Source organism: Alloalcanivorax dieselolei B5, assembly GCF_000300005.1.
Classification (GTDB): domain Bacteria; phylum Pseudomonadota; class Gammaproteobacteria; order Pseudomonadales; family Alcanivoracaceae; genus Alloalcanivorax; species Alloalcanivorax dieselolei.
This window is the reverse complement of record NC_018691.1, coordinates 1,294,940-1,318,251: the sequence shown is the minus strand read 5'-3', so window position 1 is coordinate 1,318,251 and position 23,312 is coordinate 1,294,940. Positions and strand designations below refer to the sequence as shown.

Sequence of the window (23,312 nt, the reverse complement as noted above, 5' to 3'; positions counted from 1 at the left end):
CCGTAAGGATTGGCTTTACGGCCCCGTTACCATTTGCCGCGCAGGGAAGCCGTCCAGGAGCGCGGTTCGCCCCAATATTGCCGGCCGTACCCGGAGTCGATGGCGTTGGCGTAGTACTTTTCATCCAGCAGGTTGTGCAGGTTCAGTGCCACCTCCAACTGCCGATTGATCCGATAGCGGCCAAAGGCGCCCACCAGGGTGCGGGCGTCCTGTGACATGCCCCACTGCCCGTAACTTTTGGTGCTGTTGTCAATACTTATGCCGGTACTCCATTTCTGACTTGGCGGGGTGTAGCTGCCTGACAGTTTGGTGATGCGCACGGTCTCGTCGTTGTCGTCTTTGCGGTATTGGGTGAAGCCGCCCATGACCTGAATGCTTTCCGTGATCCTGCCGGAGAGCTCCATATCGAAGCCATTGGTGGTGGTTTTTCCATTGGCTTGGTAGCACCAGCCCCCACAGGCATTGTTGGCGTCGAAGGGAATGCTGGAAATGATCAGCGCTTCGTTGTCCTTGCGGACTCTGAATGCGGTTAGAGAGGCGTTGAGCAGGCCATCGTAAAACTCGCCTTTGAGGCCGATCTCATAGCTGACGCCGACTTCGGGTTCAAGTGTATTGCCGCTGGTGTCTTTGGCGGATTGCGGGTTGAAGATATCGGTATAGCTGGCATAGGCGGAGGCCCAGCTGTTGAGTTCATAGGTCAGCGCCATATAGGGCGTGACAACGTTGTTTTCATCACGCTCGGTGCCGGAATAGGAGTAGTGGTACCAGCTCAGGCGGCTGCCGATGATGGCTTTGAGCCGGTCGGTCAGGGTGAATTGCCCGGCGGCGTAGCCACCATACTGGCGGGTGATCTGGTCGTTGAGCGGGGAGTCCAGGGTGATCTCCGGGGTGGGCACGCTGCTGTCCGGATCAAAGGTGTACAGGTTGGTGTTGTAGTCGGTGCCGTCACCGGTCTTGCCGTTCCAGAGCCGTTCCGTCCAATTCCCCCCGAACACCAGTTCGTGGCTTCGGCCAAACAGTTCCAGTGGGCCTCTCAGGTACAGTTCCGCATCGTCACTGGTTTCCTTGTTGTGCTGGCCCCAGCGGTTGAAGGTGGCGTCGCCGGTGTCAGAGTCGAAACTGGACAGGGTGCCGAACAACCAGTCCGCCTCGCTCTTCATGGTGGAGGCTTGCACGATCAGTTGCCAGTCGGAGGGCAGCTGTTGTTCCACCCGTGCGCGGTATGTGGTCGCATACTTGTCCCAGCGGTTCCAGGAGGGCGCCAGAAAAGTGGACCGGCTCCAGTCCATGTCATTGCCGTCGTTGTCGGCGGGGAGCCCGCTGCGGTCGGTGACATTGTCGTAAATATCCTGTTTCTGGATGCTCAGGCTCAAGACGGTGCGGTCAGTCAGATCCCCCTCCAAGACCGCGTAGAAAACCTTTCTCTTTTCCTTCTCGAAATCCCGAAACGATTCTTCGTCCTGATCCACGGCCACCACCCGGGCGCGCAGTCGGTTCGAATCGGTCAGACCTCCAGATACATCCACCACCATCCGGCGCAAATCCCAGCGGCCTGCCGTCAGTTCCGCGGAGGCCTGATACTGGCGAGTCGGTCTTTTGTAGTTCATGTTGATGACGCCACCGGGCTGTCCGGCGCCGTTCATCAAACCCGCCGCCCCGAGCAGGACTTCCGTGCTGTCGAGCAGCGCGCTGTCCGGCCCGGCGACCACGCCCCCATCAATGCCGGAGTTGGACGGCAGGCCGTCGTATTGAACCGCCATCGCATAGCCGCGGGCGGTATAACTTCTGCGGTCGTCATCGGTGTGGCCGACGCTGACACCAGGCGCCATATTAAGAATGTCTTCCATGTCCTGAGCACCGAAGTCCTCGGCCATTTGATGGGTAATCACGTTGACGATCTGGGGCGTTTCACGGGGGCTTAGACGCAGTTTGGTGGTGGAGCTGATTTCTTCCGGGGTGTAGGCGCGGGTTCGCTCCGTGGAGACGGCGCGGGCCGACGAGCCGGTGCCACCGGTGACGGTGACGGCCTCCAGAGTGTTCTGCGCTAGGGCCTTGATCACATAGTCCCCATTGCTCTGGCGCTGGGCGGTCTGGCCCGTGCCGGAGAGCAACTGGTCGAAGCCCTGCTTAACGGTGTAGTGGCCGTTCAGGCCGGGGGATGCCAGGTCGCCGATCTGGCCGGCATCGAAAGACAGAGCGATTCCGGCCTGCGCGGCGAACTGGTTGAGCACCTGGCTCAGGGGGCCCGCGGGGACGCGATAGCTTTGCCCCGCCCGGGTGCTGGCCTGGGCGTTGCTATCGGCGTGGGAGGATAGGGGGAGAAGCATGACACCGATGGCCAGGCAAAGAGCCAGCCCCTGTAGCTTGCGGGCACCCTTCAGAGAAGAGGTGTAAGACATTGTCGCTCCTTGTTGTGGAAGGCTGTTAACAATGGGCCGAATAAGGAAGCGAAAAGGGGCAAAAGCCGTCCCGACATCGGCTCACCCGGGGACTAGCGTCACCCAATAGGCGGTAAGGCGGAACTGGCGTACCGGGAAGGTCTGGCTGATGACGTTGAGGGCACGGTCGGTGTCGCTCAGGGGGAAGGAGCCCGAAATTTTCAGGTCGGCGATGGCATCGCCGCAGGACAGGTGGCCCTGGCGGTAGCGGCCGAGCTCATGGAGCAGCTCGCGCAGTGGCATGTCGACGACCATCAGGTTGCCGGTGACCCAACTCCCGGCGTTGGCCCGGGCCGGGAGGGTCTGGCCCAACTGGTCGCGCGTGAAGCAAAGCTGCTCGCCCTGATGAATATCGCGGCTGCTGTCACCGCCCGAGGGGCGTACACGCACGGCTTTTTCCAGCACCGTGACGCGTGTTTCATCCCCTTCGCGGCGGACCAGAAAGCGGGTGCCCAGTGCCTGCACCCGGCCTTGGGGGCAGTCCACCAGGAAGGGGCGAACGGGGCTGTTCGGGTCCGGCGCGGTTTGCACCAGGATTTCACCCCGATGCAGACTGATCCGCCTGTGGTTCGCACTGAAGTCCACATCGACGCGGGTAGCGGTGTTGAGCATCAGCTGGCTGCCGTCCGCCAGCACCAACGGCCGCTGTTCGCCGGTGGCGGTGGTGTACTGAGCCTGCCATTGCTGCCAGGGAGCCAGCCGCCAGGCAAGCAGGCCCAGCGGGGCGGCCACGGCGATCATACCCAGCCGGTTGAGCAACTCGCGGCGAGAGAGCGCCGCGTCACGCAGTACAGGAGCCGCCACCGCGCCAGGCACCCGTGTCATGCTGGCCTGCACGCGCTCCACTTCCCGCCAAGCGAGCCGATGGCTGGGGGCCCGGGTGAGCCAGTGTTGCCAGGCGCGCTGGTCCGCCCGGGTGACCTCCGGTGATTGCAACACGGCATACCAGCGGGCGGCGTCGCGGATGGCGTTTTTCAGTTCCTCACTGAGGGCGGCGCGCTCGGTCATGGCAGGTCATGCTGCAGCCGATACAGGCAGCAGTGCTCCATGGCCCTGGCCATGTCGCTTTTGATGGTGCGCAGGGACACACCCAACTGGTCGGCAATCTGCTGGTAGGTGAGCCCTTCCAGTTGGGAATAGATAAAGGCCTGGTGCACCCGCCTGCCCAGCCCCGCCAGCATGGCATCCAGTTCCAGCAGGGTTTGCAGCACCAGAGCGCGCTCCTCCTCGGAAGGCCATTGAGGCTCAGGCAGGCTGGCCAGGGCTTCCAGGTATTGCCGTTCCAGGGTGCGGCGGCGGAACAGATCAATGGTGAGGCCGCGGGCCACGGTGACCAGAAACCGGCGCGGCTGTTCCAGGGCACTCAGGTCCTGGGAGGTGCGAATGACGCGGACAAAGGTGTCCTGCGCCAGATCTTCCGCGTCCATCACGTCGCCCAAGCGACGCCCCAGCCAGCACTGCAGCCAGCCGTGGTGATCGCTGTACAACGCTTCTACCGACAGGGAACCCCGCGTCGCCCCAGACATGATGCCGCCCCCAGCGTGTGCCGCCGAATAATAATAGGCAATCGTAAATAATAATCGATATCATTACAACATAAGCCGCGCAGGTTGATGTCCACCATCTGGTCCTACTCCGCCATCAGCAACCGGCAGGAACGCCAGCATCACGGCAAGCAGGACCAGCCAACGTCGAGGGATAGCAGAAAACATCAGACGGATAACTCGTTAATGATCAAGGCGTAGGCTTCTATCGAAGCCTACGATCTGACACTGCTGACGCCGCACTCTGCTCATCGCTCAGGCCGCCGCCAAGTGCCTTATACAACGCCACCGCATTGCTGAATTCATTGCGGCGCAAGTCCAGCAGTGTCCGCCGTGCCGCGTACAGTTGGCGCTGGGCATCCAGCAATTCGAGCCGATTTTCGACACCTGACCGGTAACGCAGGTTCGACAGTTCCGCGCGGCGCTCGGCGCTTTCGACGAATCGCGCCTGTGCCTCGATTTGACGGGCATAGGTCTCTCGTCCAGCCAACCCGTCGGCCACTTCCCGGAATGCGATCTGGATGGCACGTTCATACTCGACAACCGCGCTCGATTTGCGCACCTTGGACAGTCGCAACTCGGCACGCAACCGCCCGTTCTGGAATAACGGTTGGGTGATTTTCGGTGAGAAACTCCAAACACGATGCGGGCTGTCGAACAGGCCACTCATGGCCGGACTGGCATAGCCGAGCGACGCGGTCAGCGATATGCGGGGGAAGAACGCCGCGCGGGCCGCGCCGATGTCGGCATTGGCTGCGACCATCAGGCGCTCCGCCTGGCGGATATCGGGTCGGCGAACCAGCAGATCCGATGGCAGTCCCGCGGGCAGTTGCGTCACAACCGGCTGGCGCTCCAGCGGCATGGCTTCAGGCAAATCGGGCGCCGGTTCCGTGCCAAGCAGTAATCTAAGTGCGTTTCGAGCCTGCATCACCGCGCGATTCCGGGCTTCCAGATCCGCCTCCGCCGTAGCCACCTGGCCTTCCGCCTGTACCACCTCCAGCTCACCGCTTTGTTGGGCCTGCCTGAGCAAGCGCGCCAATTCCAGCGATTGCCGCCAATCCGCCAGAGTCCGTTCGGCCAGGTCACGCTGTTCCAGGGCCAGTCGTTCAGCGAGATAGGCGTCGGCGACGGCCGCCACCAGCGAAATCCGAGCCGCGCGACGCCCCTCCTCGCTGGCCAGATAGCGCGCCAGGGCAGCTTGCGACAGGGCCCGCACCCTGCCGAACAGATCGACCTCGTAGGCGCTCAGGCCGACATTAACGCCGACCTGCTCAGTCACCATGGACGACTGAGTCGGCGTCGTGTCTTCATTGGCAGCGATACGCTGGCGCGTACCGCCGCCGGTGGCCTCGATACCGGGCAAAACGGCGGCGCGCTGAATACGGTACTGGGCCTGTACGGCCTCGACGTTCAGCGTCGCCAGGCGCAGGTCCCGGTTGTTGTCCAATGCCGTCTCAATCAGGCGCTGCAAGCGCGGATCTCGGAACAGGGTTCGCCATCCGATAGCGCTCGCCTGCACGGAGGTGGTTTCAGAGGGTGTCACCGGAAAGGTGTCCGGCACGGGCGGCGCCGGCTCAACCAGCTCCGGTGTCAGTGAGCACCCCGACAGCGCAAGCACGATGGGCAGAATCAATCGCCGCATGGCATTAATGCTCCTTGTCATCTTGGGGTTGTAATGACCCGGTGCGACGGGAAGAACGCCAGCCATTAAAACGTTCCTGAAGACCCATCACGAACACGAAGAACACTGGAACAAAGAGGATGACCAGCAGCGTCCCGCTGACCATGCCGCCGAACACGCCCGTACCTATCGCATGTTGGGTCTTGGCGCTGGCGCCAAACGCCACCATCAACGGCACCACCCCCAGACCGAACGCGAGGGAGGTCATGAGGATCGGGCGCAGGCGCAGTCTGGCGGCCTCCACCGCGGCCTCCATCAACCCACTACCTTGTTCACGCAGTTGTTTTGCGAACTCCACGATCAGGATCGCGTTCTTGGCGGATAAGCCGATCACGGTGACCATCCCGACTTTGAAAAAGACATCGTTGGGCAGGTCTCGCAGCAACATGGCAACCACTGCCCCCAGCAAGCCCAGCGGCACAACCAGGATGACCGAAAGAGGAATGGCCCAGCTTTCATAAAGAGCGGCCAACACCAGAAATACCGCCAGGATTGACAGGGCAACCAGCACCGGTGCCTGAGCAGCGGACTGCCGTTCCTGAAGAGACTGCCCGGTCCAGGCCACGGCGAAGCCGGGCGGAAGTTGCCGTGCCAGACGTTCCATTTCAGCCATCGCCTCACCGGTGGAGGCGCCGGGCGCCGCCCTGCCGGAAAGGCTGGAGGCGGGATAGCCCAGGTAGCGCACCATTTGCAGCGGCGTTTCGTCCCACACTGGCGTGACCACCTCTGACAAAGGCACCATGCCTCCCCTTACGTTTCGCACCTGCAGCCTGAGCACGTCGTCGACCTGCATGCGTGCCGAGGCGTCAGCTTGCAGGATGACCTGCTGCATCCGGCCCTCGTTGGGGAAATCATTGACGTAGGACGACCCCATCGCGGTGGACAGGATTTCACTAATGTTCGCGAACGACACGCCGAGCGCCTCGGCTTTCTGGCGATCGATATCAAGGCGAATGCTCGCCCCCTCGGGAAGGCCGTCGGAATAGACATCGCTGACCACCTTGCTGCGCGCCGCCAGTTCAACCAGCTTCGTCTCGGCAGCTTTGAGGGCCGCCGGCCCCTGGTTGCGCCGGTCCTGCAAGAACATGGTAAACCCGGATTTGGTACCCAGCTCATCGATGGCCGGCGGCAACATGCTCATCACCGTTCCTTCGCTCAGTTCACTCATGGCGTCCTGCACCCATTCCGCTTCGTTCGCCGCCGTGGCGCCGTCGCGCTGCCCCCAGTCCTTCAGGGTGGTGAACGTCAACGCGGCATTCGAACCGGACCCCGAGAATCCGAAGCCCAGAATCGACATATTCCCGTCCACTGCGGGACGCGACATCACGTACGACTCATACGCCTTGACCACGTCCAAGGTCCGCTCGCTTGTGGCATTGGCGGGTAACTGAATGCTCGCCATGAAATAGCCCTGGTCTTCTTCCGGTAGGAATGACGAAGGCAGTTGACGGAAGGCGAGCAGCAGCACGCCGGCAATGACCACAAACACCAGCATGACCCCACCGCTGCGGGCGACTAGCCGCCCCACACGCGATTCGTAACGGCCGGTCATACGGCTAAGAGCCTGGTTGAACCAGCCGAAAAAACCGCCTTTGTCGTGGTGACCCGGTTCAATGGGTTTGAGAAGGCTCGCGCACAGTGCCGGCGTCAACGTCAGGGCCAGGAACGCCGAGAACAGAATCGAGACCACCATCGCCAGCGCGAATTGCTTGTAGATCACGCCCACCGAGCCACTCGAAAAGGCCATGGGAATAAACACCACCGTCAGTACCAGCGTGATGCCCACCACCGCGCCAGTAATTTCCTGCATCGCCTTGATGGTGGCGTCCTTTGGCGACAACCCTTCCTTGGCCATGATGCGCTCGACGTTCTCGACCACCACGATCGCGTCATCGACGATGATGCCAATCGCCAACACCATGCCGAACATCGTCAGGACGTTGATTGAGAAACCTGCCAGCAGCATCACCGTGAACGTTCCCAACAACGCAATCGGCGCGACCAGCGCGGGGATCAGCGTGTAACGAATCTTCTGCAGGAACAACAACATCACCAGGAAGACCAGCACCATCGCCTCGATAAGGGTGTGGATGACCTTCTCGATGGAAACCTTGACGAACGGGGCCGTATTGAAGGGAATCGAACTGTTCATGCCCGCCGGCAAACTTTGACTTAACTCGGCGAGTCGCGTCTTTACACCTTCGGCGGTACGGACCGCATTGGCGCCGGGCGCCAGTTGTATCGCGGCTGCCGTGGCCGGCTGACCATTTTCACGATTGGAAAAACCGTAGGATTGGGCCCCCAACTCAACCCGAGCCACATCACCCAAGACCACTTTGGAGCCGTCCACATTCGCACGAAGAATGATGGCGGCGAACTCTTCCGGCGTCTTTAATTGCCCTTGTGCCGTCAACATGGTGGTTACTTTTTGGCCGGGCAAGGCCGGGGACGCACCGACACTGCCTGGCACGATCTGTGCGTTCTGCTGCGTGATCGCGGCGGAGAGGTCGTTGACCGACAGACCATAGGCAATCAGCTTGTCCGGGTCTATCCATATCCGCATCGCCTGCTCGGCACCGAACAGCTGCACACGACCGACCCCGTCGATACGCCGCAACTCCTCGACCATATTGCGTGCCATATAATCGTTGAGCGCGAGCTCATCAAAGCGGCCATCATCGGAATTCAGTCCCACGATCATCAGAAAACTGGATGACGCGGATTCTACGCTCAGCCCATCCTGGCGAACCGCTTGCGGTAACCGCGGCTCGATCGCCTTGAGCTTGTTCTGCACATCCACCTGCGCCAGCTCCGGGTCGGTGCCTGGTTTGAATGTGGCGGTGACGGACGCCGAGCCGGAAGAGTCCGCCGACGATTCGAAGTACAGCAGATTCTTGACACTGGACAGTTCACGTTCGATGAAACTGAGCACGGCATCGTTCATGGTCTGCGGCGTGGCACCAGGATACGTCGCGGTAATGGTCACCGAGGGAGGCGCGACCGAAGGGTAGTGAGCGACCGGCAACTTCGGAATGGCCATCACGCCCAGCAAAATGATGAACAGCGCGACCACCCATGCGAAGACCGGGCGCTGGATGAAAAACCGGGGCATTTCGCCTACTCCTGACGCTTAGTGAGAAGATGCTGCTGAGGCATTCATTGACACCGGCATTTGCCAGTCACGCGCGCTGACCCGGGCGCCATCAGACAGCCGCTCCGCACCTTCGACCACGACCTTTTGCTCTTCTTTCAGCCCCGTTCGCACCCGATAGCGCCCATTCGTCAACTCCCCAAGTTGCACCGCAACCATTTCCACCTTGTCGCTGGCATCAACCACCCAAACGTAGGGCTTACCCCCGATGCGCACCACGGACTGTTGTGGCACCGTCAACGCATTGGCATAGCTTGCCGAGGGCACACGGGCACGCACGAACATACCGGGTAGAAGACGACGCTGCGGGTTTTCCACGACCACACGCAGCAAGACACCGCCGGTACTGGCATCCACGTTGATCCCTGAAAAGAGAATGCTTCCGCTTACGTCGTAGGGCGTGCCATTGCTACGCAAGATAGTGACCGGTAGCCCTTTTTCGAGGGAGGCATGAGCCGCTACCGCTTCTTCCAGCGTTTCGAGCGAGGAAGCCGGGCGCTGAATGTCGACATAGACTTTATCGATCTGCTGCACACGGGCCATGGGCGTACTGTCGTTGCTGGCGACAAGCGTACCCTCCGTGACCAATGCCTGGTCGATACGACCTGCAATGGGGGATGTCACCGTGGAGAATTCCAGGTCGAGACGGCGGCGCGACAGCGTGGCGCGCGCCTGAGCAACGTCAGCGGCCGCCGTCTGACGTTTGGATACCGCATCGTCATAAACCTGACGGCTGATCGCCTCTGCCCTGACAAGCGGCTCCAGTCGGGCGGCGTGCGTACGTGCGCGAGCCAACTCGGCCTCAGCTTTCTGCAAGGCCGCTTCCGCGGTTTCCACCTCGGCACGGAACGGCGCCGGGTTGATTTCGAACAAGGGCTGACCGGCTTGGACGTTTTCCCCCTGTTCAAAAAGGCGGCGCTGGACAATCCCACTGACCTGGGGGCGAATTTCCGCCAGGCGAAAGGGGGCGACCCGGGCCGGCATATCCTCGGTCAGTTCCAATCTGACGGCCTCCACCGTGACGACAGCGACTCGGGGAGGCGGTGAAGCCGCTTCCTGCTGGGCAGGCCCGCAACCGGCCAAAACGGTTAACAGCAAGGCATAGACGCCACTATTCCGGCGCAAATGTCGGATTCTCATGAATACAGTTCCTTCAGGCGCGGGCAAACGTTTGCCCGCAAATGGCATGAATGGAACTATATCCACGAGAAATGGCGTTTACGCCGAGGTTATGTGTAGATACGATGGAGAACGCAAAATCTTTTATCGGGCTCCTCATGGCAACCACGACTCCGCTACCCTCCCCTCCTTCTGCCTCCCAGGCCCTGGTTCTCATCGCCGAAGACGAGCCTGAGATCGCCGATATCCTGCAGGCCTACCTGAGACGTGCGGGCCTGCGGACCGTCTATGCCGAAGACGGACGCAAGGCATTGAACATGCACCTATCAATGAAACCGGATATCGTGCTTCTTGATGTAAAGATGCCGAAAATGGATGGCTGGAAGGTGCTGTCGGAGATTCGCCATCGCGGAGGAACCCCTGTCATCATGTTGACCGCGATGGATCAGGACATCGACAAACTGATGGGGCTGCGCAGTGGTGCCGACGACTATGTCGTCAAGCCATTCAATCCCGCCGAAGTCGTCGCCCGCACTCAGGCAGTATTAAGGCGCACCATGGCTGATGAGAGTCGCCAGGTTCGTGTCCTCAGAGTCGCCCCCTTTGAAATCGACCTGGACCAACATGAAGCCTGCGTACAGGTGGAGGAGGAGTTACACAGCCTCTCGTTGACGCTCACTGAATTCAGGTTATTGACGCACCTTGCACGTTCACCCAAGAAGGTTTGCACTCGCGCCGAGCTGTTGGCGGCCTGCCTCCCCGAGGGTGATGCACTCGAACGCACCGTCGACAGCCATATAAGCAAACTGCGCAAAAAACTCGAGGAACTGGGAGTGAAAGGCATTCCTGCTGGCATACGCGGTGTCGGCTACCGCCTGTGGGGTACGCAATGAGATTAAGTGGTTTGAGCCGACAAATAGCGCGCACAATGATGGCCATGGCATTGGGAATCACGCTGCTCGTTGTTCTGACTTCCTATGCCTTCTATTTTTTGGCACTGCACTATTTCCCCGAGCAAATTGATGAAGCGGCTTGGGCACCGTCTCCCCCGGAATGGTTATGGCTTGCGGCAACCACCGTCACCGGGCTGGTACTCGCCGTCATCGTGGCAATAAACCTCTCCCGCCGTATCCTGGTACCGTTAAACTCCGTGGCGGACAGCATGCGCCGCGTTGCCCAGGGTGATCTGAACGTACGCGCCACCGCGGGAGATCGTTCGTTAGGCGAAGCCGCTGAGTTAGCCGACGACTTCAATGCTTTGGCAGGCCAACTGCAACGGGTTAGTGATGATCTGGCATTCTGGAACGCCGCTATAGCCCATGAGCTGCGGACCCCCGTCACCATTTTGCGGGGCCGCCTGCAGGGCCTGGCAGAGGGCGTGTTTCCTCCTGATGAAAGCCAATTTCGCAGTTTGCTGACACAGGTCGAGGGACTGTCTCGGCTGATTGAAGACTTGCGCACGGTCAGCCTGACCGAAAGCGGCCACCTGGATCTCCAGTTTCAGGACATAGACCTGTCAGCGGAGATCAAAGATGTAGTGGCGTTATACAAAGAGGCACTGGAGGCGTCAGGCCAAAGACCCGCTCTGGATTTACATACCGGACCGGTGTATTGCGATCCCATGCGCATTCGGCAGGCACTACTGGCGCTGCTGGAAAATGCGCGCCGCCATGCGGTACCTGGGACGATTAGAATTCAGAGTGGCATGGAAGACGGATGGTACTTCCTGCGAGTGGAGGACAACGGTCCGGGCATTCCCTCGGAGCTTTTTTCGCAGGTGTTCACTGCATTTCGCCGTGTGAACCCCGCCCACATTAGTACGCAAGATGAGGGAAGTGGGCTGGGTCTGGCGGTCGTCGCCGCTATTGCGCACGCGCACAAAGGACAAGCAACTTGCCGGCCTTCCTCTGATGGCGGTTCCTGTTTCGAGTTGAGCTGGCCCAGAGGAAAGGCGGGTTATTAAGCCCGTGGCGATTCATGTCTGATACTTCCCCCGATAAGCATGACACCTCCCAGCCTCAAACACAGGCCAGGAGCGTCCACCTTACCGGGGGAAGTTCAGCGCCCGGGAGCCACGCCTTCGTTTATTTTACGTAGCACGGAACAAAGCAAATCAGGAATCCATTCGGGCTTGAACTGAGACGTCTTTTCTTCGCGCATCTCATCCAAACTCCACCATTTCCATTTTTGAATAGTACTCTTTTCTTCATCCGTCCATTTCGCTGCAAATACGTCCGCGCCTGAAGGCCATTCAACCAGGAAGTATTTCTCAAGCCACCGGGCGGGTACCGACCTTGCTACAGCGTATACTTCATCACGATCTCTAAGCACCTCTCCGACCTCCTGTCTCAGCCCCGTTTCCTCATACAGCTCCCGCTTCGCGGCATCGATATAGTCTTCACCGGGCTTAAGCTCTCCTCCAACCGTTGCCCAAAACGGAGACTGATGCTCATCCTTGTATAAAAAAAGCAACAGCCTTCCTGATTCGTCGACGATTATAAGCCGTGACGATTTTCGTGTTTCCATTATCCATTACTCCATAACCGCATCGAACGCTTAACGTCAACAATAAGCGACCGCCCGACAGCGACGTCCGGTGGAGGCCGCGGATCGGAACGAACTTCATTGTTTTGTTAAGTGGTAGGACATTCACCACCCCAGGTATCGGCTGACACCTTGGCGAGCTCATCGGGAGCCGAAAAGGCTTTCTTGAACGTGAAAGCCTCAGCAGTTGGGCCGGTCTCGCGCAGAATATTCAGCTTTTTCGCCGCCTCTTCAATCGACGGAGTGTGACCGACTGGCACCCACCAAAGCACCATGTATGCCTCACCCATTTTGTGAAACCATTCTTTCTTGCGGCGCATGATCTCAACGTGGGCTGACCTGTACACGTAATTGTGCAATTCCTCGACCGAATTCCAGAGGGAAAGATTCACGATTTTATCGGAGCCGAAATAATCAATGCCGGTAGCGTCACCTTGTTCGGTTTGGAGACGCCATATAAACCCCGGGGAACCCTCTGCCAACGCATTAATCCTATCGAGGTTCGCGATAAAATCTGAAAGCTGCGGCGAATCGATCGGTGCCAACAGCGTGGCAATATTGAGCTGAGCGATATGATACTGACTCACAGTTTCCTCCCTAGAAAACACTTAACTCTCCGCTAAAGCGCGCGCATTTCAGCGCCGCGTTTGAGCGGATTGTTAAATCGGATTACTCTGGTTCATGGCACACCGCTTCAATATTGTTTCCGTCGGGATCAATGACGAACGCGCCGTAATAATTCTCGTGGTACATGACGCGAATGCCCGGCGCGCCGTTGTCTCTCCCGCCGCTCGACAGGGCTCGTGCATGGAAGACGTCCACTACTGAACGGCTGCCAGCCGAAAAAGCCACGTGTCGAGGCGTACACTGCTGTTTGGTCTCGATAACCCAAAAAGCGGGCTTTCCTGGAGGTCCGAATGCGCACATGCGCTGAGTTGAAAACTCCGGATTCCATTCCGCTACAAGCTCCATTTGAGGCGCGTATCCCAAGGCGTCGAATGCGGCCTCATAGAATGCTTTGGTTCTGGCGAAATCCGTTGCATAGGTGCTCATGTGGTCGATCATATTTCCTCCTTGAGATAAAACGCCCGCGCACAACGGCGGCAGCGAAGCTCGCGTCCGGCGCCGACAGGCACGAATTGATGCGCTTTGTTAAGCAGTTTTATCACCGGACCCGACTGAAATATCAAAGTGCAGGACCTCTTCGCGTAATCCAAGCCTGGTATATAGCGCGACTGCCGGCTCGTCTTCCACCCCGGTATCAGCCTGAACGAAAATGACATAGGCGCCTCGATCAGCCGCTATCACTTTTAACCTCTCAATCAATTCCGTGGCTATTCCCTTTCTCCGGTGCTCCGATGACACGGCAAGGTCGTATAGATAGATCTCACTGCGCTCTTGCTCGAACTTTTTCAGTTCGTATGCTGCAAGTCCACCGACAACATCCGCGCCTTCTAGCGCTGCCAGCGCTATAAAGGAATCACCTCTTAGCAAACGCTTCAGATAGTCCGCACTTGGGCGTTTTTCAGTATAGGTGGGCATGTCATTGAACGCCTCCCCGAAGCTTGTCGACAAGGCCATCATTAGGCCAACGTCATTTGCCGTAAGTTGACGAACTTCCACTGGCATCGACAGCTCCTAAACTGCATAACAGGTATTAGGACGCCAGCTCGAATATCCAATGAACGCCCCGTCATCAGATATGTTGCCTGATGCTTTCCCCAAAAACAAAAGACCGCCGACATTCCCGCGCCGGGGGCCTTCAAAGTACGCCCTTACTAACTGGCTAGATCAGGTCATTCCCACTCAATCGTAGCCGGCGGCTTGGACGAGATGTCATACGTCACCCGGCTGATCCCCGGAATCTCGTTGATGATCCGGCTGGAGACCTTCTCCAGAAACTCATACGGCAGATGCGCCCAACGCGCGGTCATGAAGTCGATCGTCTCCACGGCGCGCAGGGCCACGACGTATTCGTAGCGGCGGGCGTCGCCGACGACGCCGACGGATTTGACCGGGAGGAAGACGGCGAAGGCCTGGCTGGTTTTGTGGTAGAGGCCGGCGGCTTTGAGTTCCTGGATGAAGATGTGGTCCGCCAGGCGCAGGGTGTCAGCGTATTCTTTTTTCACTTCGCCGAGGATGCGCACGCCCAGGCCGGGGCCGGGGAAGGGGTGGCGGTAGACCATGTCGTAGGGCAGGCCGAGTTCCAGGCCGATCTTGCGCACTTCGTCCTTGAACAGTTCGCGCAGGGGCTCGACCAGCTTGAGCTTCATGTCTTCGGGGAGGCCGCCCACGTTGTGGTGGGATTTGATCACGTGGGCGCCGCCGGTTTTGGAGGCGGCGGATTCGATCACGTCCGGGTAGATAGCGCCTTGGGCGAGCCAGTCGACATTGGTGAGCTTGGCCGCTTCAGCGCCCACAAGGGTGGCGCGCGGGCCCGCCGGGCAGGCACACAACTAGCTCGATGAGCACCGCGCTTTTGGGTCGATTTATAGCCTTTCTGGGTACAATCTCGACCGCCTCACTTGTACCTCTTATGGACCTTGATCGGCGACTTCTGCTCGTCGAACCGACTGACGATACCATCCTGTTTAAGACGTTCAAGCAATGCGCGATCAGCAACAGTATTGGGGATGCGAGGCTTGTCGCGACCGACTTCACTCAGCTTGGGGTAATCGCCGCCAAGAGCTCTCAATATCGTGAAGAGCTGATCACGGTTGATAGAAGCTAGGTGGGGTTTGAGCAGCGTCACGATTTGTTGCGCTGAGACACTGCCTTGCGCCATCTTCTCCAGAACATCGGGTGAAAGTTCATTTCCGTGCCGCGTGGCGAACCGGGCTAGTTCGTTCAGACCACGAGGCCCGCCTACGTCAACGTACGCTTCGGCTTGCTCAACAATCGCACTCTTGATTGCCGAATCGACCTCATCACTCGTCAATAGTCCCTCTAGGTCCGAGCCCAACAACTCCGGCGTCATGTAGCTCTTGAAGTTCTTCGACTCACGAATAAATGCCTCGCGGGTCGCCCAGTCAGTTGTTACGAGATGATCGTAGGACACAGCGTCGTCGGCAATAATGTCGTGTTTGATTAGTAGGGCGAAGAGCTCGCCCATCTCAGCAGCGATGCCATCAACACCGAGGTACTCTTTTAGATCTAGGCTTTCGACCAACCCGGCACGCAGCGCTGGCGACGGCAGATGATCTTTTGATTCCAGGACCGCTACCGCCAACTGGATCTTATGCTCTTCTTCAGCGGCGTCAATCTTGGTGATCTTACCCGCAGCGGATAGCACTTTGGCGAGAGATGCGTCGATCGATTCGAAAACTAGTACGTAGCGGCTTACGTTATTAAACGTGGCAGGGAAACGTCCGTGCTCCGCCAACGCCGGCCACGCGGCCTCTGACACCTCTACGAGATCCTCAACTTTGCAATCTGGAGCGGAAAGCGCGATTACATCATCGAGGGCAGAAGCTCCTTGGCCGATTATATCTTCAATTATAGCGAGGAAGTTTTCCCTCATGTCGACCGTCGCGGATACACCGTCTATGGCATCCAGGTAAGCACTTAAATTTCCAAGCACATAGTCATAAACCGTCTCGTTGGCCGTACGGATAACGTCAAGTGCCAAGGTTTCCGTACTGCCGATAGCGATGACGAGGTTATTGTGGGTGATCTCATATAGATTTTTAGACACAAAGGACGTGCATACTCGGTGGCCTAAGGGCTCCAGGTGAGGCACGGCGATCCTCGAATCAGCATAGATTGCGCCAATTCGTTCGGCCTGGGCCACTGTAGTCGTATCAGACGTAAGCACTTTGAAATCAGCATAGTGCGCGGATAGATATCCCGAAACTTCAGCATCTATCCGCTGCTTCATAGAAATAAGATGGGCAAGTGCCACATTCACCAGATCTAGGCGTAAGGGATCATCCAGCTCCGCCTGGCTCACAAGATAAATAAACGCTTTCGGGGAGGTGGCCGTGAATCGCTCGATGAACCTTGTGCGTTCCCCCCCCGCAGATAGGTATGCCTGGATGAAGCGCGCTTGACTGTCGCCAAAGTCAACAAGAGAACGGATCATGATATCAGCGGTACTAATATCGGTGGACAGTAGCCGGTCGAGGATGGCTATGTTGTATAGCGCCGGCTCTTTCAGCGCGCCATTCCCCCGCTCGCGCAACACTGCATCAACATCGTCCGGAGAAAGTTGGAAGTGCTCGTCCATCAGGTCTTGCTCAACATGGTGAATTATAAAATTCGTAGCAGCAGGGCCCACTCGATCACCGTGGAAAGTTGATGTATAGAGGGTGAAGTTGCGGTTGATGTACCCGGCATGGATAAGCTGATACGCCAGACCCGACTTCAGGATCATCTTCGCGATTGCCTCGAGGAACTGTGGTTCGCCCTCCTCGTAACTCACAAGAAATTTCGACCGTTCTGTGAGATCACCAAAATCTGCGCTACGCAGGAACTTGATATCCTTTGCCTTCTCATCAATCTGCTCGGTCAATTCCTCACGATCCGCTTCGTTCCAACTATCCGCGTCCAACGGGTCGCCGAGGTCTTCCGCAAGATTCTTGCGGCTGAACGACAAAGAGAAAGGCCTGTGCGCACGCTGGGTTTGCCAATGCAGTTCAGCGTCGCCGTCCTCTGCCACGAAATCATTCCAGAAAGCCGCTGCCTTGACGTCGGGTGTTGACCGGTGAACCCCTTTAAAAACGAAGTTCCCGTCCTGGGATATATCGGGTACTGCCTTCGCCGTCCGCTGCACGTACGCAATCAGGCGGTCACCTAATTGGGCGCTGCGTGTGGCCGCGCCATCAATCCGTGCAAGTCGCTGCCGAAGACTGCGACGCTCCGCTTCTATTCTTTTTATATTCTCAGTCACAAGCTCACGACTGATTTTGTAGAGCCTGTCCAGATTGCTCCTGCCGAGCCGGATCTTTTCAAAGTCCGATAAATGTGTGCTCTTATATAGCATCATCGCGAACAGCTCTGTCTCATTTAGCCTGAGCTGCTCGCCGTCACCAGAAAAAATCCGGTCGCGGAAAATAATGAACTCGTTGCAAGTATTTTTAAGTAGCCGCATGTCCGGAACGTACTGTGCCGCCAAATCGAGCAACTTCGGATTCACTTCGTGCTCGATTTCGCCAAGCAGTTTTACCGCCAGATTACGAGCGCTGCGGTGCGTGATGAAGGGGACCACGGGAATGATCAGGTCGAAGAACTTGGTTCGGTTGGCACGCACGGCTTCAGCCTGAGCAGGGTCGTCAGTGCTTTGGGCATTTGACTCACCCTTACGACCTTCCACCCCCAAACCCATGCTATCGAAGATGCTATCTTTTATTGCGTATATGAAGCGAATCGGTATTTTTATCTGAGGAGAAGCGTTGAGCAATGTATTCAAAGCTCGGAGCGTCTCGAAAATCTGGGAGTCATTGAAGCGGTCAATATCCTCAAAGATCACAATATGGTGATCCGATACCTCAAAAAAGTAGACTATCTCGTCAAGATACTGATCAAAGTACGATACTGACTTATCATCAAGCGTGACTGTTGCCGATCCTGCCGATAATTGCTTTATATGAAGCTTCCCATAGAATAGCCAGCGCAATAGAACTGTAGCCCCTGTGGCCACTAAAAAGATAATTAAATGAATCCATATACCAATTTTATCAGTGACTCCAAAGGCCGACGCTATCCGTGTGGCCCACCCCGTCAGCAGGAAAATGAAGGCGATAGCAAGTCCGCTCAGTGCCGCAGCCGCAATTTCCCACCCCCACCGGAATCGCTCGATTCTTCGAAACCGTGATGCTGGCGCCTTGCTCGGGTCCTTCCTATAAAGCAGCTGCTTGACGATCTCCTGTTGAATACGATTAGTCGGCGTAGTCGCCTGCTTTGGCACGGAGTCGTCAAGATTAGATGCTTCAATTGGCGCAAGGGTCGAAAGCGAGAGCTCAACGACGTGCTCTCTCTGCCTTCGAGCGAACTCCCTTAAGATGCTGCTTTTTCCAACACCATAGTTTCCCGACAGCGCGATATTTCGGATTTGCTTATTCTCAAGCGCAACCTCTATAGCTCTGACATACCCGCCGTGCTCCCTATCTATATACTCAGGGGTAAGTGGTACGAGGTTCCACGATCCTTCTGACGTGCACTCCTGGCGATCACTCTTACCTAGGAATCTCCTGGTAATCGACATTAGACGGGGTGCGCCACCCAGGGACGCCCGATCTTCCCTACTCATTGCCCACTCTTATCATCAGGAAAGAGTTGATTGATGAAATCCGCGCAAATAGAGATGTGATCAATACAATCGCCTATTAACATTGATGAGCCGTGAGCCTGAGAGTTTCTTAATTCCGGGATACTCTTCAGCATTGCTTTACACCACTCATTGTCTTGCGAGGGGTTATCAATGTGGCGAAACCCGGCGTCGGAAATCCAGCCATTTCTAAGAGCGGCACGGAGAAGCCTCGCCAACATCATGTGCTTCTCAGGCTTCGTTTTAAGTTTGAGAGCGTGCTCGATCAGCGTATAGGTTTTCAAATTCACCTCAGGAGCCAGCGCGTAAAAATAGTAGGTATAAAGAGCCATATTTCGAGCCACATTGAACTGGTTTCTAATTACTTCTGGCACCTGACCGTTCAGACGTTCCTTCGATAGAACATCGTGCATCCTCTCCAAGCTGGGCACTGCACCGCAAATAGCGCCCACCAGACGGTGTTTTTCATCCATTTCGGTGAGCTCTTCGAGTCTTTTCAATTCTTCCATGATTTTTTATGCCGTACACGTAACTCTTAGCTTACCATCTAGATTTAGAGCGCTGGCAAGAAAGCCGGCCTTCGGTTGGGACCTAGCTAGACATGCCCCCTGATTGCTCTTCAAGTATCTCTTTGATCGCGGAGTACATGGGTTTAAGAAAATCGACACCCATGCCATTCCACATCCTGAAATCGCTAGGTTTGGCGCCATTTCGCTCGAACTGATAATGCCACGGCGAAGGGTCGGCCACGATTACGGGGGACGGTGCATCCGAGAACTGGTCTGCAGTGATGTCAATGACGCACCCATTTCGCTCCAGCCAAGCATGAGAGGTCCACGTACCCTCTGACTGGCAGCCTCTCTCTCCGGAGATATACTCAAAGCCGGCGATTTCTAGGTCTACGAAATGGGCACCGAGGAGCAAGGAAGAATCGCCACAGCTTCCATTAGGAAAGTATTCAAATGAAACAGGACGGCTCGACTCTGGAACCATTTCAATAGCCCTCCGGAACTTGGAGGCAATCTGTTCGAGCTGTTCTATGCGCATATGATCGCTAACAGGCATTAGGATGCCGCCTTCCATTATAATCAACCAGCTGGCGTTACATCACTTTGATCGAACCCCCACAGCACACAATAGCACCGGAAGAGTCAGCAGCCCACCAGTCAGATTTGGACTTGTTCTGATGCCTTGCCCCGCGCTCCCCCAAAAAGCAAAAAAACCGCCGGCGCTCCCGCGCCGACGGCCTTCCAAGTAAGCCCTTACTACCAGGCTAGATCAGATCATTCCCACTCAATCGTAGCCGGCGGCTTGGACGAGATGTCATACGTCACCCGGCTGATCCCCGGAATCTCGTTGATGATCCGGCTGGAGACCTTCTCCAGAAACTCATACGGCAGATGCGCCCAACGCGCGGTCATGAAGTCGATCGTCTCCACGGCGCGCAGGGCCACGACGTATTCGTAGCGGCGGGCGTCGCCGACGACGCCGACGGATTTGACCGGGAGGAAGACGGCGAAGGCCTGGCTGGTTTTGTGGTAGAGGCCGGCGGCTTTGAGTTCCTGGATGAAGATGTGGTCCGCCAGGCGCAGGGTGTCAGCGTATTCTTTTTTCACTTCGCCGAGGATGCGCACGCCCAGGCCGGGGCCGGGGAAGGGGTGGCGGTAGACCATGTCGTAGGGCAGGCCGAGTTCCAGGCCGATCTTGCGCACTTCGTCCTTGAACAGTTCGCGCAGGGGCTCGACCAGCTTGAGCTTCATGTCTTCGGGGAGGCCGCCCACGTTGTGGTGGGATTTGATCACGTGGGCGCCGCCGGTTTTGGAGGCGGCGGATTCGATCACGTCCGGGTAGATGGTGCCCTGGGCGAGCCAGTGGGCGTTGGTGAGTTTGCCGGCTTCGGTGTCGAAGATGTCGATGAAGGTGTTGCCGATGATTTTGCGTTTCTTCTCCGGATCGGCTTCGCCGGCCAGACGGGAGAGGAAGTGCTCTTCGGCGTCGACGCGGATGACGCGCACGCCCATGTGGTCGGCGAACATTTCCATCACCTGGTCGCCTTCCTGGTGGCGCAGCAGGCCGTTGTCGACGAACACGCAGGTGAGCTGGTCGCCGATGGCTTTGTGCAGCAGCGCGGCGACCACGGAGGAGTCGACGCCGCCGGAAAGGCCGAGGATGACATCGTCGCTGCCGACCTGCTCTTTGATGGTGGCGATGGCGTCTTCGATGATGTTGGCCGGGGTCCACAGGGCTTCACAGCCGCACAGTTCGCGGATGAAGCGTTCCAGCAGGCGGCCGCCTTGCAGGGTGTGTGTGACTTCCGGGTGGAACTGGACGCCGTAGAAGCGTTTTTCGTCGTTGGCCATGCCGGCGATGGGGCAGCTGTCGGTGGTGGCGGTAACGACGAAGCCTTCCGGCACCGCGCCGACGCGGTCACCGTGGCTCATCCACACGTCCAGGTGTTCCTCGCCGCCTTCTTCGTGGTCGACGATGCCGTCCAGCAGCGCGTTGCTTTCGGCTTTGGCGACACGGGCGTAGCCGAATTCGTGTTTTTCACCGGCCACCACGGCGCCACCCAGTTGCTCGGCCATGGTTTGCATGCCGTAGCAGATGCCCAGCACCGGCACGCCCAGCTCGAACACCGCTTGCGGCGCGCGCGGGGTTTCGGCGGCGGTGACGGATTCCGGGCCGCCGGAGAGGATGATGCCTTTGGGGTTGAATTCGGCGATGTCCTCGGCGCTGATGTCGAAGGCACGGATTTCGCAGTAGACGCCGATTTCGCGCACGCGGCGGGCGATCAGCTGGGTGTACTGGGAGCCGAAGTCGAGGATCAGGAGGCGCTGGGCATGGATGTCTTGCATGGTCCGTTTCCGGTTAGGGCCGGCGGTTCGGGGCCGGCTTTAAATGCAAAGGCCGGCGGTTGGGCCGGCCGTTTGGTTCAATTCTTGTTGCGCTGCGGGCGCGGCCCGAGGGCCGCGTTCGCGGGCAGGCCCGCTCCTACAGCAAGAGCCGAATTACCCGACGGGGTAATTCGGCGCTTCTTTGGTGATCGTCACGTCATGCACATGGCTTTCTTTCATGCCCGCGTTGGTGACCTTGACGAATTCCGGCTTGGTGCGCATTTCTTCGATGCTGGCGCAGCCGGTGTAGCCCATGGAGGCCCGCAGGCCGCCCATCAGTTGATGGACGATGGCGCTCATCGGGCCTTTGTAGGGTACGCGCCCTTCGATGCCTTCCGGTACCAGTTTCTCGACACCGGCGGCGGCGTCCTGGAAGTAGCGGTCGGAGGAACCGGTGGAACCGGACATGGCGCCCAGGGAGCCCATGCCGCGATAGGCTTTGTAGTAGCCGCCCTGGAACAGTTCCACTTCGCCCGGCGCTTCCTCGGTGCCGGCCAGCAGTGAGCCGATCATGATGGCGTGGGCGCCGGCGGCGACGGCCTTGGCGATGTCGCCGGAGAAGCGGATGCCGCCATCGGAGATCAGCGGTACGCCGGTGCCTTCCAGTTCGGCGGCGACGTCGGAGACCGCGGTGATTTGCGGTACGCCGATGCCGGCGACAATCCGGGTGGTGCAGATGGAGCCCGGGCCGATGCCCACTTTCACCGCGTCGGCGCCGGCTTCCACCAGGGCGCGGGCGGCGGCGGCGGTGGCGATGTTACCGCCGATCACCTGCACGTCCGGGAAGTTCTTTTTGACCCAGGCAACGCGGTCGATGACGCCCTGGGAATGGCCGTGGGCGGTGTCCACCACGATCACGTCCACACCGGCTTCCACCAGCGCGGCGACCCGTTCCTCGGTACCGGCGCCTGTGCCGACGGCGGCGCCCACGCGCAGGCGGCCCTGGCTGTCTTTACAGGCGTTGGGGTAACGGGTGGCTTTCTCGATGTCCTTGACGGTGATCATGCCGCGCAGGGCGCCGGACTCGTTGACCACCAGGATTTTCTCGATGCGATGCTTGTGCAGCAGGCCTTGCACTTCGTCGGCGCTGGCGCCTTCCTTGACCGTCACCAGGCGCTCCTGGCGGGTCATGATGTCGGCCACGTGCTGGTCGTAGTCGGTGATGAAACGGGTGTCACGGCTGGTGACGATGCCCACCACCTGCTCGCCTTCCACCACCGGCACACCGGAAATGTTGTTGGCTTCGGTGAGACGCAGCAGCTCCGCCACGGTGGCATCCGGGCTGATGGTGATCGGATCCTTCACCACGCCGGATTCGTATTTCTTCACCGCGCGCACCTGACGGGCCTGGTCCTCCAGCGGCATGCTCTTGTGCAGGATACCGATGCCACCTTCCTGGGCCATGGTAATGGCCAGCCGGTGTTCGGTAACGGTGTCCATGGCGGCGGAGACCAGCGGGATATTCAGTTCGATTTCCCGCGTCAGGCGCGACTTGAGGGACACATCCTTGGGCAGTACATCCGAGTGGGCAGGCAGGAGCAGAACGTCGTCAAACGTCAGGGCTTCTTGGGCAATTCTGAGCATATTGCACCGTGGGAGCTGGGGGAGATTCGGCCTGGCCGAAGATGCCGGGCGGCACCGGACGGTCATGGGGCGCCGCCACGTCAAACCGGACC

The 23,312-nt window shown here is 58.5% G+C and carries 17 protein-coding genes and 1 pseudogene; 2 read left to right on the top strand and 16 right to left on the bottom strand.

The window, feature by feature from the left end:
- Positions 1-26: 26 nt before the first annotated feature.
- From B5T_RS06010 to B5T_RS05985, 6 genes are all read right to left on the bottom strand, one after another.
- On the bottom strand, positions 27-2,399 hold the full coding sequence (locus B5T_RS06010) for a TonB-dependent siderophore receptor (protein ID WP_014993585.1): 2,373 nt from the start codon (positions 2,397-2,399) through the stop codon (positions 27-29).
- 81 nt (positions 2,400-2,480) lie between these two features.
- The gene (locus B5T_RS06005; RefSeq protein WP_014993584.1) at positions 2,481-3,446 is read right to left on the bottom strand and encodes a FecR domain-containing protein; all 966 of its coding nucleotides are present in this window, start codon (positions 3,444-3,446) and stop codon (positions 2,481-2,483) included.
- Positions 3,443-3,964, bottom strand: a complete 522-nt coding sequence (locus tag B5T_RS06000; RefSeq protein WP_041716899.1) for a sigma-70 family RNA polymerase sigma factor — start codon at positions 3,962-3,964, stop codon at positions 3,443-3,445. The genes B5T_RS06005 and B5T_RS06000 overlap by 4 nt, the downstream gene beginning before the upstream one ends.
- A 223-nt stretch (positions 3,965-4,187) precedes the next feature.
- Entirely contained in the window at positions 4,188-5,624 is a 1,437-nt protein-coding gene (locus B5T_RS05995; protein ID WP_014993581.1) for an efflux transporter outer membrane subunit, read from the bottom strand.
- A gap of 4 nt (positions 5,625-5,628) precedes the next feature.
- The gene (locus B5T_RS05990; protein ID WP_014993580.1) at positions 5,629-8,775 is read right to left on the bottom strand and encodes a multidrug efflux RND transporter permease subunit; all 3,147 of its coding nucleotides are present in this window, start codon (positions 8,773-8,775) and stop codon (positions 5,629-5,631) included.
- An 18-nt stretch (positions 8,776-8,793) separates the two neighbouring features.
- Entirely contained in the window at positions 8,794-9,954 is a 1,161-nt protein-coding gene (locus tag B5T_RS05985; RefSeq protein ID WP_014993579.1) for an efflux RND transporter periplasmic adaptor subunit, read from the bottom strand.
- A 104-nt stretch (positions 9,955-10,058) separates the two neighbouring features.
- On the opposite strand from B5T_RS05985, the gene B5T_RS05980 reads away from it, so the two are divergent.
- On the top strand, positions 10,059-10,826 hold the full coding sequence (locus tag B5T_RS05980) for a response regulator (protein WP_041717356.1): 768 nt from the start codon (positions 10,059-10,061) through the stop codon (positions 10,824-10,826).
- A complete protein-coding gene (locus B5T_RS05975; RefSeq protein ID WP_041716898.1) occupies positions 10,823-11,896 on the top strand; it encodes an ATP-binding protein in 1,074 nt (357 codons plus the stop codon). The genes B5T_RS05980 and B5T_RS05975 overlap by 4 nt, the downstream gene beginning before the upstream one ends.
- 95 nt (positions 11,897-11,991) lie before the next feature.
- Here the strand turns inward: B5T_RS05975 and B5T_RS05970 are convergent, their stop codons facing one another.
- From B5T_RS05970 to guaB, 10 genes and pseudogenes are all read right to left on the bottom strand, one after another.
- The gene (locus tag B5T_RS05970; RefSeq protein ID WP_014993576.1) at positions 11,992-12,459 is read right to left on the bottom strand and encodes an NUDIX hydrolase; all 468 of its coding nucleotides are present in this window, start codon (positions 12,457-12,459) and stop codon (positions 11,992-11,994) included.
- A gap of 107 nt (positions 12,460-12,566) precedes the next feature.
- Complete coding sequence (locus B5T_RS05965; RefSeq protein ID WP_014993575.1) at positions 12,567-13,064, bottom strand: DUF3291 domain-containing protein; 498 nt, start codon at positions 13,062-13,064, stop codon at positions 12,567-12,569.
- A gap of 82 nt (positions 13,065-13,146) precedes the next feature.
- Complete coding sequence (locus tag B5T_RS05960; protein WP_041716897.1) at positions 13,147-13,542, bottom strand: VOC family protein; 396 nt, start codon at positions 13,540-13,542, stop codon at positions 13,147-13,149.
- Between the two features lie 87 nt (positions 13,543-13,629).
- On the bottom strand, positions 13,630-14,106 hold the full coding sequence (locus tag B5T_RS05955; protein ID WP_014993573.1) for an AAC(3)-I family aminoglycoside N-acetyltransferase: 477 nt from the start codon (positions 14,104-14,106) through the stop codon (positions 13,630-13,632).
- Positions 14,107-14,273: 167 nt separating this feature from the next.
- Positions 14,274-14,888, bottom strand: a pseudogene (locus B5T_RS05950) (GMP synthase (glutamine-hydrolyzing)); the annotation flags it as partial.
- A gap of 110 nt (positions 14,889-14,998) precedes the next feature.
- Complete coding sequence (locus B5T_RS05945; protein ID WP_014993571.1) at positions 14,999-18,724, bottom strand: YobI family P-loop NTPase; 3,726 nt, start codon at positions 18,722-18,724, stop codon at positions 14,999-15,001.
- Positions 18,721-19,251 carry a hypothetical protein gene (locus B5T_RS05940; RefSeq protein WP_014993570.1) on the bottom strand — a complete coding sequence of 177 codons (531 nt, stop codon included), beginning with the start codon at positions 19,249-19,251 and terminating at the stop codon, positions 18,721-18,723. Before B5T_RS05940 ends, B5T_RS05945 begins: the two co-directional genes overlap by 4 nt.
- 82 nt (positions 19,252-19,333) lie before the next feature.
- Positions 19,334-19,825 (bottom strand): hypothetical protein, encoded by a 492-nt coding sequence (locus tag B5T_RS22205; RefSeq protein WP_148279209.1) that lies wholly within the window; start codon positions 19,823-19,825, stop codon positions 19,334-19,336.
- 200 nt (positions 19,826-20,025) lie between these two features.
- Complete coding sequence (gene guaA / locus B5T_RS05930; protein ID WP_014993568.1) at positions 20,026-21,597, bottom strand: glutamine-hydrolyzing GMP synthase; 1,572 nt, start codon at positions 21,595-21,597, stop codon at positions 20,026-20,028.
- Between the two features lie 153 nt (positions 21,598-21,750).
- Positions 21,751-23,220 carry an IMP dehydrogenase gene (guaB, locus tag B5T_RS05925; protein ID WP_014993567.1) on the bottom strand — a complete coding sequence of 490 codons (1,470 nt, stop codon included), beginning with the start codon at positions 23,218-23,220 and terminating at the stop codon, positions 21,751-21,753.
- Between the last annotated feature and the right edge of the window lie 92 nt (positions 23,221-23,312).

Coding starts and splice junctions, on each gene's coding strand:
- B5T_RS06010 (WP_014993585.1), bottom strand. CDS start 2,399: ATGTCTTACACCTCTTCTCTGAAGGGTGCCCGCAAGCTACAGGGGCTG.
- B5T_RS06005 (WP_014993584.1), bottom strand. CDS start 3,446: ATGACCGAGCGCGCCGCCCTCAGTGAGGAACTGAAAAACGCCATCCGC.
- B5T_RS06000 (WP_041716899.1), bottom strand. CDS start 3,964: ATGTCTGGGGCGACGCGGGGTTCCCTGTCGGTAGAAGCGTTGTACAGC.
- B5T_RS05995 (WP_014993581.1), bottom strand. CDS start 5,624: ATGCGGCGATTGATTCTGCCCATCGTGCTTGCGCTGTCGGGGTGCTCA.
- B5T_RS05990 (WP_014993580.1), bottom strand. CDS start 8,775: ATGCCCCGGTTTTTCATCCAGCGCCCGGTCTTCGCATGGGTGGTCGCG.
- B5T_RS05985 (WP_014993579.1), bottom strand. CDS start 9,954: ATGAGAATCCGACATTTGCGCCGGAATAGTGGCGTCTATGCCTTGCTG.
- B5T_RS05980 (WP_041717356.1), top strand. CDS start 10,059: ATGGAGAACGCAAAATCTTTTATCGGGCTCCTCATGGCAACCACGACT.
- B5T_RS05975 (WP_041716898.1), top strand. CDS start 10,823: ATGAGATTAAGTGGTTTGAGCCGACAAATAGCGCGCACAATGATGGCC.
- B5T_RS05970 (WP_014993576.1), bottom strand. CDS start 12,459: ATGGAAACACGAAAATCGTCACGGCTTATAATCGTCGACGAATCAGGA.
- B5T_RS05960 (WP_041716897.1), bottom strand. CDS start 13,542: ATGATCGACCACATGAGCACCTATGCAACGGATTTCGCCAGAACCAAA.
- B5T_RS05955 (WP_014993573.1), bottom strand. CDS start 14,106: ATGCCAGTGGAAGTTCGTCAACTTACGGCAAATGACGTTGGCCTAATG.
- B5T_RS05945 (WP_014993571.1), bottom strand. CDS start 18,724: ATGAGTAGGGAAGATCGGGCGTCCCTGGGTGGCGCACCCCGTCTAATG.
- B5T_RS05940 (WP_014993570.1), bottom strand. CDS start 19,251: ATGGAAGAATTGAAAAGACTCGAAGAGCTCACCGAAATGGATGAAAAA.
- B5T_RS22205 (WP_148279209.1), bottom strand. CDS start 19,825: ATGGAAGGCGGCATCCTAATGCCTGTTAGCGATCATATGCGCATAGAA.
- guaA (WP_014993568.1), bottom strand. CDS start 21,597: ATGCAAGACATCCATGCCCAGCGCCTCCTGATCCTCGACTTCGGCTCC.
- guaB (WP_014993567.1), bottom strand. CDS start 23,220: ATGCTCAGAATTGCCCAAGAAGCCCTGACGTTTGACGACGTTCTGCTC.